The organism is Mycobacterium sp., assembly GCF_035499775.1.
In the GTDB taxonomy this organism is placed as follows: domain Bacteria; phylum Actinomycetota; class Actinomycetes; order Mycobacteriales; family Mycobacteriaceae; genus Mycobacterium.
This window is the reverse complement of sequence record NZ_DATJYB010000096.1, coordinates 24,070-32,779: the sequence shown is the minus strand read 5'-3', so window position 1 is coordinate 32,779 and position 8,710 is coordinate 24,070. Positions and strand designations below refer to the sequence as shown.

Here is an 8,710-nt window from a genome sequence, read left to right as displayed (position 1 = left end):
TGCCGACCGGGTTGTGATCGAAGTACAGAGTGAGATCACCCAGCGGCGTGTGGCTGTTGGCCACGGTGCCCTTGCGCTCGTAGCGGACGCCCAGCAAGTGTCTGCCCAACGGGATGGGGCCCGCCGAAGAGACCAGCTGCTGGCGCTCGCCGAGGAAGTTGTAGACGTAGTGCAAGCGGCCGTCCTGGATGAACAGCACGTGCCCGCCGTGCGCGCCACCCTGCTTGAACAGCACACCTTCAGCGCCAGTGGTGTCCACTGTCACGTCGGCCAGCACGGCGAACGAGCGGCCGCGAATCTCGGCGGCCGCGCCGATCCCGACGTCCGCGCAATCGGGATAGTAGACATAGCTGTTTCGTTCGCCGACCAGGTAGGGCCGGAATCTGGTCAGCGTCTCCATCAGGTTCAGGTCAGCCAGCGGCAGACCGTTGTACTTGGCGGCCTCGGAAAACCACAGTGCCTTAAGCTCTTCGAGCTTCTCGGGCTGTTCGCCGGCCAGGTCGTGACACTGGCTGCGGTCCTTGGCGATGTGGTAGACCTCCCAGCGGTCCTGGTCGAAGTGCGACCAGCCCGCCGGTGTGGCCGCGTGCACGGTGTTGGCGAACCAGCCGTCATGCCAGATCCCGCGGGTGCCCAGCATGGTGTAGAACTGGGTCGTCTTGCCGGTGTCGGCGGCCGGATCCGCAAGGGCGGCTTTGAAACTCACGCCATCCAGCGGATTCTGCGGGATGCCTTTGACGGTCTCCGGCGGCGTCACGTTCATCAGGTCGTAGACGGTCGGGGTGATGTCGCTGACGTTGACGTAGTTGTCGCGGACCTCGCCGTGCGCCGCAATGCCGTTGGGCCACGAGATGATTGCCGAGTCGGCGATGCCGCCTTCGTGCGAGGCGTAGCGCTTGTACAGCTTGTAGGGCGTGTTGAAGGCCATCGCCCAGCCGATCGGGTAGTGGTTGTAGGTCTCGGGCCCGCCGAGGTGGTCGAAGAGCTTCATGCTCTCTTCGACAGTGTCGATGTAGCCGTTGAAGAACTTGCCTTCGTTGACCGACCCGTTCGGGCCGCCTTCGCCGCTGGCGCCGTTGTCGGAGATCACCACGATGATGGTGTTGTCCAGTTGGCCGGATTCCTCGAGGTAGTCCAAGATCCTGCCGATCTGGGCGTCGGTGTAGCTCAGGAAACCGGCGAACACCTCGGCCATCCGGCTGAACAGTCGCTTCTCTTCGTCGTTCAGCGAGTCCCACGGCCGCACCGTGTCCTGCAGCGGCCACGGCTCGCCTTGTGGCCCCTTCACGTCGAGATACGGGTTGATGGGCGACAATTCGGTGTCCGGCGGCACCAGCCCCATCGACTTCTGCTTTTCCAGCGCGATCTCGCGGTAGCGCTCGTAGCCCATGTCGAACTTGCCGGCGTATTTGTCGGCCCACTCTTTGAAGACGTGGTGCGGGGCATGCCCGGCGCCCGGGCACACGTAGCTGAACCACGGCTTGTCAGGGACGATCACCTTGGCATCGCGAATGAATTCGATCGTCTTGTCGGCGATGTCCTTCGACAAGTGATAGCCGTCCTCGGGTGTGCCGGGCGGGTTCACCGGGTGGTTGTCGTAGACCAGATCGGGGTACCACTGGTCGGTTTCGCCGCCCATGAATCCGTAGAAGCGTTCGAAGCCTCGGGAGGTCGGCCAGTGCCGCTTGGTCGACGCCATGCTGCACTCCTCCAGCGGCGTCAGGTGCCATTTGCCGACGCAGTAGGTGTTGTAGCCGCGTTCGTTGAGCACCTCGGAGAGCAGCGCGGTGTCGGCCGGAATCCGGCCGTTGCAATTGGGGAAACCGTCGGTGAATTCTTCGATGGTGGCCATGCCGACGGTGGTCGCGTTGCGACCGGTCAGCAACGACGCCCGGGTCGGTGAGCACAGCGCGGTGGTGTGAAACTGCGTCAGCCGGACACCGCGCTCGGCGACCCGCGTCATGGCGGGCATCTCAACCAGGCCGCCGAAGCAGTCCCAGGTCGCGATGCCGGTGTCATCCCACACCAGGTAGAGCACGTTCGGTGAGTTCTCTGGCGCGGTCGGGGCTGCGTACGGACCCCAATCCGGTTCCGAGTCGCGGATATCCAGCTCGATCTTGCCTTGGAACTCGGTCATTGCTGCCAGCCTCACTCCCTTAGGGGACTTCCCGAACGTCCGTGGACATTACACGCGCCAGTTAGGTATTAGATGAGGATTTCTGCCGCGCTAGCCCGCACAGGCCGAGCAGACGCAAAAGCACCCGCCGAGTGTGCGGGTGCTGTTGTGTCTGCTCGCCGAAGGCTACTTGGCCCTCTCCAGGATCTCGACCAGCCGCCACCGCTTGGTGGCAGACAGCGGACGCGTCTCCATCAACGAGACCCGGTCGCCGATGCCGGCGGTGCTGTCCTCGTCGTGGGCCTTGACCTTCTTGGTGGTACGGATGATCTTGCCGTAGAGCGGGTGACGCATACGGTCTTCCAGCTCGACCACGATGGTCTTCTGCATCTTGTCGCTCACCACATAGCCGATGCGGGTCTTGCGGCGGCCACGCGACTTCGGGTTGGCCGGAGTGTGCTTGGGGCCCTTGGGCTTATCACTCGCAGCGGCTTCCTTTGCGGCGGCGGCCTTGGGAGTGGCCTTCTTAGCTTCTGCCATCACGATTTCCTAACTATCGGCACCATCGGGACCTGACGCCAGACCCAGTTCTCGTTCCCGCAGCACGGTGTACACGCGCGCCATTTCCTGCCGCACGACGCGCAGCCGGCGGTTGTTGGTGAGCTGGCCCGTCGCCAACTGGAAGCGCAGGTTGAACAGCTCCTCCTTGGATTCACGCACGCGCTCGGTGAGTTCCTCGTCGGTGAGCTCACGCAGTTCGCCAGGGGAAATTCCCACTGCCATCAGAACTGCTCCTCTCGGGTCACGATGCGTGCCTTGATCGGCAACTTGTGGATCGCGCGGGTGAGCGCGGCGCGAGCGGTCTGCTCGTTGGGATAGCTCAGCTCGAACAGCACCCGGCCCGGCTTGACGTTGACCACCCACCACTCCGGCGAGCCCTTACCCGAACCCATCCGGGTCTCGGCGGGCTTCTTGGTCAGCGGGCGGTCGGGAAAGACGTTGATCCATACCTTGCCGCCACGCTTGATGTGCCGGTTGATGGCAATACGCGCGGACTCGATCTGCCGGTTGGTGACATAAGCGTGCTCGAGCGCCTGGATGCCGTAGTCGCCGAAGTTCACCGCCGTGCCGCCGCTGGCGATGCCACGCTGGCGGGGATGGTGCTGCTTGCGGTGTTTAACCCTGCGGGGAATCAACATGATTCAGCTCTCCGTGCTCTGCGGTTCGAGGGCAGGCGCACCGTCTCCCGGGGCGGATGCGGCGGATTCCTCGCCGCCGCCCGCCGCCCGGCCGGCCTCGGTGCTGGTCGCGGTGGTACCCGACGCGCCACTGCGCCGCGGACGCGTGCCCGACGGCCGCTCGCGACGTGGACGGTCGGCACCCGCCGGCGCGGCCGCGGCCAATTCGCGCTTGCCGCCGACGATGTCGCCCTTGTAGATCCACACCTTCACGCCGATGCGGCCGAAGGTGGTCTTGGCCTCGTACAGGCCGTAGTCGATGTCGGCGCGCAGGGTGTGCAGCGGCACCCGCCCCTCGCGGTAGAACTCCGAGCGACTCATCTCAGCACCGCCGAGACGACCCGAGCACTGCACCCGGATGCCCTTGACGTTCGGTTGGCGCATCGCCGACTGGATGGCCTTACGCATCGCACGGCGGAACGCCACGCGGTTGCTCAACTGCTCGGCGACCCCCTGGGCCACCAATTGTGCCTGCGACTCCGGGTTCTTGACCTCGAGGATGTTGAGCTGCACCTGCTTTTTGGTCAGCTTCTCCAGGTCGGCACGGATCCGGTCGGCCTCGGTGCCGCGACGGCCGATGACGATGCCCGGACGAGCCGTGTGGATGTCCACCCGGACCCGGTCCCGGGTGCGCTCGATCTCTACGTCGGCGATCCCGGCGCGCTCCAGGCCGGTGGAGAGCAGCCGCCGGATCGCGACGTCTTCCTTCACGTACTCGGCGTACTGCTTGTCGGCATACCATCGCGACTTCCAGTCGGTGGTGATGCCCAGCCGGAAGCCGTGCGGATTGATCTTCTGGCCCACTAGTCTGAGCCTCCCTTCGCTTCAGAAGCCTCAGAAGCCTTTGCGGGTGCTGTCTTTTCAGGCGCCTTCTTTTCGGGTGCCTTCTTTTCGGGTGCCTTCTTTTCGGGTGCCTTCGTGGCGGCCTTCTTTGCAGGTGCTTTCGTGGCCGCCTTCTTGGCGGGTGCCTTGGCGGCAGCCTTGCTGCCCTCGGCGCGACGCGCCCGCGCCGACTTGGACGACCGCTGATCCTTGCTCGGCCGGCTCTCCACGATCACGGTGATGTGGCTGGTGCGCCTGCGGATCCGGAACGCACGCCCCTGGGCCCGCGGACGGATGCGCTTGGCGGTGGGGCCCTCGTCGGCGTAGACGGTGGCCACCACCAGGGTCGCCGGGTCCAGCCCGTTGTTGTTCTGCGCGTTGGCAGCCGCACTCGCGATCACCTTGGCCACCGGCTCACTGGCCGCCTGCGGCGCCCAGCGCAGGATGTCGAGCGCGTCGGCGACCGACCTGCCACGCACCAGGTCGATCACCCGGCGCGCCTTTCTCGGCGACACCCGCACGAACCGCGCCTTGGCGGTCGCGGACGGATATTCGGTAGTGGTGGTACTCATCGCCGCTTGCTCTTTCGATCGTCCTTGATGTGTCCCTTGAACGTGCGCGTCGGCGCGAATTCACCAAGCTTGTGACCCACCATCGCCTCGGTCACGAACACCGGCACGTGCTTGCGCCCGTCGTGCACCGCAAAGGTGTGGCCGATGAAGTCCGGAATGATCGTCGACCGGCGCGACCAGGTCTTGATGACCTGCTTGCTGTTCTTCTCGTTCTGCACGTCGACCTTCTTGAGCAGATGGTCGTCGACGAACGGGCCCTTCTTCAGGCTGCGTGGCATGGTTGGCTACTACTCCTGGTCCTTGGACTTCTCTAGCGCGAGTGCTTCTTGCCGGTGCGTCGGCGTCGGACGATGAGCTTGTTGCTCTGCTTGTTCGGGTGACGGGTGCGGCCCTCGGGCTGGCCCCACGGGCTGACCGGGTGACGGCCACCGGAGGTCTTACCCTCACCACCGCCGTGCGGGTGGTCCACCGGGTTCATCACCACACCGCGGACGGACGGACGCTTGCCCTTCCACCGCATCCGGCCGGCCTTACCCCAGTTGATGTTCGCCTGCTCGGCGTTGCCGACCACGCCGACCGTGGCGCGGCAGCGCACGTCGACGCGGCGGATCTCACCGCTGGGCATGCGCAACGACGCGTAAGTGCCCTCCTTACCGAGCAACTGGATGCTCGACCCCGCCGAGCGGGCGAGCTTGGCGCCACCGCCCGGCCGCAGCTCCACGGCGTGGATCAACGTACCGGCCGGGATATTCCGCATCGGCAGGTTGTTGCCCGGCTTGATGTCGGCGTTGGGGCCGCACTCCACTACATCGCCCTGCGAGAGTCCTTGCGGCGCAATGATGTAGCGCTTCTCGCCGTCGAGAAAGTGCAGCAGCGCGATGTTGGCGGTGCGGTTCGGGTCGTACTCGATGTGCGCGACCTTCGCGTTGACACCGTCTTTGTCGTTGCGGCGAAAGTCGACGACCCGGTAGGCGCGCTTGTGGCCGCCACCCTGGTGGCGGGTGGTGATCCGGCCGTGCGCATTACGCCCACCCTTGCCGTGCAGCGGGCGCACCAACGACTTCTCCGGGTGCGTCCGGGTGATCTCGGCGAAGTCTGACACGCTGGCGCCGCGACGACCGGGAGTGGTCGGTTTGTACTTCCGAATTGCCATGTCTAATCAGGTCTTTCTGTTCCCCGGCTAGGCCGGTGCTCCGAACAAGTCGATCGGCTTGCTGCCAGGCGCCAGCCTGACGATGGCACGCTTGGTGCTCTTGCGCTTGCCGTAGCCGGTTCTGGTGCGCTTGCGCTTGCCCTGCCGATTCGCGGTGTTCACCGAGGCGACCTTGACGGAGAAGATCTTCTCGACCGCGATCTTGATCTGCGTCTTGTTGGAGTCGGGGTGCACCACGAACGTGTAGACGTTGTCGTCGAGCAGCCCGTAGGACTTCTCCGAGATGACCGGGGCCAGGATTATGTCCCGCGGGTCAACGATGGTCGCCATCAGGCCGAAACCTCCTCGGGCGTAGCGGTGCCGCCTGCGGTGTGAGCAGTGATGTAGGCGTTCAACGCCTCCACACTGAACACCACGTCGTCGGCGCGCAGTACGTCGTAGGTGTTGAGCTGGTCGGGCGCCAGGAAGTGCACACCGGGCAGGTTGCGCACGCTCTTGATGCCGGTCTCGTCGCTGCGGCCGATGACCACCAGCACCTGCTTGCGCTCGGTCAGCGAACTCAGAAACGCTGCGGCGCTTTTTGTAGAAGGCGTTTGGCCGGGGACAAATTCGGTGACCGCGTGGATACGCCCGTTGCGTGCCCGGTCGGACAGCGCCCCGCGCAACGCCGCGGCGATCATCTTCTTCGGGGTGCGCTGGCTATAGTCACGCGGCTTGGGACCGTGCACGGTGCCACCGCCGGTGAACTGCGGTGCCCGTGTCGAACCCTGCCGGGCGCGACCGGTTCCCTTCTGCCGGTAGGGCTTGCGCCCACCGCCGCTGACCTCACCGCGCGTCTTGGTCGAGTGGGTACCCTGCCGCGCCGCCGCCCGCTGGGCGACGACCACCTGGTGCATCAGCGCGATATTCGCTGGGGCGTCGAACAACTCGGCCGGCAGCTCGATGGAGCCGTCGACCTTGCCGTCCGGGGTCTTCACGTCGATTTTTAAGGCTTTACCCGCCATCAGTTGTCACCTCGCTTGATCGCGGTGCGGACCATGACGAGTCCACCGGTGCGGCCGGGGACCGCGCCCTTGATCAACAGCACGCCGTTCTCGGAATCGACCTTGTGCACCAACAGGTTCTGGACGGTCACCCGGTCATTACCCATGCGGCCGGACATCCGCGTGCCTTTGAAGACGCGCGCGGGAGTGGCGCAGCCGCCGATGGAACCGGGGCGGCGATGCACGGCCTGGGCGCCGTGGCTGGCGCCCTGCCCGCGGAAGCCGTGCCGCTTCATGGTGCCGGCGTAGCCCTTGCCCTTCGAGGTGCCGGTCACGTCGACGTAAGTGCCGTCGGCGAAGATCTCGGCCGTCAGCTCCTGGCCGACCTCGTATTCGGCTGCATCGGAGTTGTCCAGGCGCAGTTCGGCCAGGTACCGGCGCGGGTTGACGCCCGCGGCGCTGTACTGACCGGTCACCGGCTTGTTCACCTTGCGTGGGCTGATCTCGCCGTAAGCCAACTGAACGCCGCTGTAGCCGTCGCGCTCCGGGGTGCGGATGCGCGTCACGACGTTGGGCCCCGCCTTGACCACGGTCACCGGGACGACCCTGTTGTTCTCGTCGAACACCTGCGTCATGCCCAGCTTGGTTCCCAGAATGCCTTTTCTTCTTGCCATGAGTTCGCCGATCTCCTACTGGATGTTGACGTCAACACTGGCCGGAAGATCGATACGCATCAGCGCATCAACGGTCTTCGGCGTGGGATCGAGGATGTCAATCAGCCGCTTGTGCGTCCGCATTTCGAAGTGCTCTCGCGAGTCCTTGTACTTATGCGGAGAACGGATAACGCAATACACGTTCTTCTCGGTCGGCAGCGGCACCGGCCCAACGACGCTCGCACCAGTACGGACGACGGTCTCGACGATCTTGCGCGCCGATGCGTCAATAGCCTCATGGTCGTAGGCCTTCAGCCTGATGCGGATCTTCTGTCCCGCCACGCTTCTCCTACCCTCGCTCCAACTCGAGGCCCGTTGTCCGGGCCTTTCCTGGCCGTACGCCTGCCAGCGCGCCGATCGGCCCGGGCCTGTCCCGGGCCGGTCCAGCGTCGCGCCGGTTACTGCGCCGCTGTTTACCTGTCGTGGTCCACCGGCCCCACGCTCGGGCATCTCACCCGCACGCAGCCTCGTTCGCGGCCAAAATAACTCGCGCTCAAGGTTGGGACCGGACGCGCCCGTTGTGGGCGCTGGTCGTATGCCCAACCAGGCGCAAACCTGGCGCAGGGCAACCTGAACAGTATGCCTCAGATCACCGCTTCGGCCAAATCTCGGGTCGTCTGCGGCCCAGTCACGTCCCGGTCACGTCCCGGAGGCTTCGCGGCGGCCGCCGGCACCGTCCCTAGCAGGGCTTTTAGGCCTCCAGGAGAACCTGACGCCGCACAACCCATGATCGACTGGATCAACAACGCGTCGGCAGCCGAGCTCGCAGTGGAAGTCATGACGGCATTCGACCCGCAGGTGCCAAAGCGCGTTCCCTATATCTGCGCATCCGAGTTAAGCGATTGGATGTTCCGTGGCTACCCCGAGCGGCGCGGCATCATCCTGCGCGCCAGACCAGTGCAGGAGCCCATGTTGGAAGCCATCCAACTGCTCGAGCATTCCGAACTGGTGTATGTGCGTTTGATCTCCGACGGCGACCGGTATTGGAGCGCCACCCGCCTGGGCTTGGCCACTCTCGCCGACGGGAAGGACGCGGTCAGGCAGCGGATCAAGGATCGAACCGGCCCCTAATTCGCGTGAGTGGCGCCTCGCCGAGCGTGACGCTGCCGTCAC

The 8,710-nt window shown here is 65.2% G+C and carries 13 protein-coding genes; 1 reads left to right on the top strand and 12 read right to left on the bottom strand.

All coding sequences use genetic code 11. The features are described from left to right. From VML93_RS06705 to rpsJ, 12 genes are all read right to left on the bottom strand, one after another. Positions 1-2,137, bottom strand: a 2,137-nt coding sequence (locus VML93_RS06705; protein ID WP_325608933.1) for an arylsulfatase, incomplete at its 3' end; no start/stop codon positions are given. Positions 2,138-2,302: 165 nt separating this feature from the next. Then, a complete protein-coding gene (gene rpsQ / locus VML93_RS06700; protein WP_325608931.1) occupies positions 2,303-2,656 on the bottom strand; it encodes a 30S ribosomal protein S17 in 354 nt (117 codons plus the stop codon). 9 nt (positions 2,657-2,665) lie between these two features. Continuing rightward, the gene (gene rpmC, locus VML93_RS06695) at positions 2,666-2,899 is read right to left on the bottom strand and encodes a 50S ribosomal protein L29 (protein ID WP_325608929.1); all 234 of its coding nucleotides are present in this window, start codon (positions 2,897-2,899) and stop codon (positions 2,666-2,668) included. Beyond that, positions 2,899-3,315, bottom strand: coding sequence for a 50S ribosomal protein L16 (gene rplP, locus VML93_RS06690; protein ID WP_325608927.1), 417 nt, complete (start codon positions 3,313-3,315; stop codon positions 2,899-2,901). Before rplP ends, rpmC begins: the two co-directional genes overlap by 1 nt. Positions 3,316-3,318: 3 nt before the next feature. Then, on the bottom strand, positions 3,319-4,158 hold the full coding sequence (gene rpsC, locus VML93_RS06685; RefSeq protein ID WP_325608925.1) for a 30S ribosomal protein S3: 840 nt from the start codon (positions 4,156-4,158) through the stop codon (positions 3,319-3,321). Further along, the gene (gene rplV, locus VML93_RS38835) at positions 4,158-4,748 is read right to left on the bottom strand and encodes a 50S ribosomal protein L22 (RefSeq protein ID WP_325608923.1); all 591 of its coding nucleotides are present in this window, start codon (positions 4,746-4,748) and stop codon (positions 4,158-4,160) included. Before rplV ends, rpsC begins: the two co-directional genes overlap by 1 nt. After that, a complete protein-coding gene (rpsS, locus tag VML93_RS06675) occupies positions 4,745-5,026 on the bottom strand; it encodes a 30S ribosomal protein S19 (RefSeq protein WP_135126454.1) in 282 nt (93 codons plus the stop codon). The genes rplV and rpsS overlap by 4 nt, the downstream gene beginning before the upstream one ends. Before the next feature lie 32 nt (positions 5,027-5,058). Beyond that, positions 5,059-5,901 (bottom strand): 50S ribosomal protein L2, encoded by an 843-nt coding sequence (gene rplB, locus VML93_RS06670; RefSeq protein ID WP_325608918.1) that lies wholly within the window; start codon positions 5,899-5,901, stop codon positions 5,059-5,061. Between the two features lie 27 nt (positions 5,902-5,928). Next, positions 5,929-6,231 (bottom strand): 50S ribosomal protein L23, encoded by a 303-nt coding sequence (rplW, locus tag VML93_RS06665; protein WP_325608916.1) that lies wholly within the window; start codon positions 6,229-6,231, stop codon positions 5,929-5,931. Then, entirely contained in the window at positions 6,231-6,905 is a 675-nt protein-coding gene (gene rplD, locus VML93_RS06660) for a 50S ribosomal protein L4 (protein WP_325608914.1), read from the bottom strand. The genes rplW and rplD overlap by 1 nt, the downstream gene beginning before the upstream one ends. Continuing rightward, on the bottom strand, positions 6,905-7,558 hold the full coding sequence (rplC, locus tag VML93_RS06655; RefSeq protein WP_325608912.1) for a 50S ribosomal protein L3: 654 nt from the start codon (positions 7,556-7,558) through the stop codon (positions 6,905-6,907). Before rplC ends, rplD begins: the two co-directional genes overlap by 1 nt. Before the next feature lie 15 nt (positions 7,559-7,573). Continuing rightward, positions 7,574-7,879: a 30S ribosomal protein S10 gene (gene rpsJ / locus VML93_RS06650; RefSeq protein WP_003873519.1), complete on the bottom strand. Its 306-nt coding sequence runs from the start codon at positions 7,877-7,879 to the stop codon at positions 7,574-7,576. A 444-nt stretch (positions 7,880-8,323) separates the two neighbouring features. Between rpsJ and VML93_RS06645 the strand changes: the two genes are divergently transcribed. Continuing rightward, positions 8,324-8,668: a hypothetical protein gene (locus tag VML93_RS06645; protein ID WP_325608910.1), complete on the top strand. Its 345-nt coding sequence runs from the start codon at positions 8,324-8,326 to the stop codon at positions 8,666-8,668. Positions 8,669-8,710: the final 42 nt, after the last annotated feature.

Coding starts and splice junctions, on each gene's coding strand:
- rplV (WP_325608923.1), bottom strand. CDS start 4,748: ATGAGTACCACCACTACCGAATATCCGTCCGCGACCGCCAAGGCGCGG.
- rplC (WP_325608912.1), bottom strand. CDS start 7,558: ATGGCAAGAAGAAAAGGCATTCTGGGAACCAAGCTGGGCATGACGCAG.
- rplD (WP_325608914.1), bottom strand. CDS start 6,905: ATGGCGGGTAAAGCCTTAAAAATCGACGTGAAGACCCCGGACGGCAAG.
- rplB (WP_325608918.1), bottom strand. CDS start 5,901: ATGGCAATTCGGAAGTACAAACCGACCACTCCCGGTCGTCGCGGCGCC.
- rpsQ (WP_325608931.1), bottom strand. CDS start 2,656: ATGGCAGAAGCTAAGAAGGCCACTCCCAAGGCCGCCGCCGCAAAGGAA.
- rpmC (WP_325608929.1), bottom strand. CDS start 2,899: ATGGCAGTGGGAATTTCCCCTGGCGAACTGCGTGAGCTCACCGACGAG.
- rplW (WP_325608916.1), bottom strand. CDS start 6,231: ATGGCGACCATCGTTGACCCGCGGGACATAATCCTGGCCCCGGTCATC.
- VML93_RS06645 (WP_325608910.1), top strand. CDS start 8,324: ATGATCGACTGGATCAACAACGCGTCGGCAGCCGAGCTCGCAGTGGAA.
- rpsS (WP_135126454.1), bottom strand. CDS start 5,026: ATGCCACGCAGCCTGAAGAAGGGCCCGTTCGTCGACGACCATCTGCTC.
- rplP (WP_325608927.1), bottom strand. CDS start 3,315: ATGTTGATTCCCCGCAGGGTTAAACACCGCAAGCAGCACCATCCCCGC.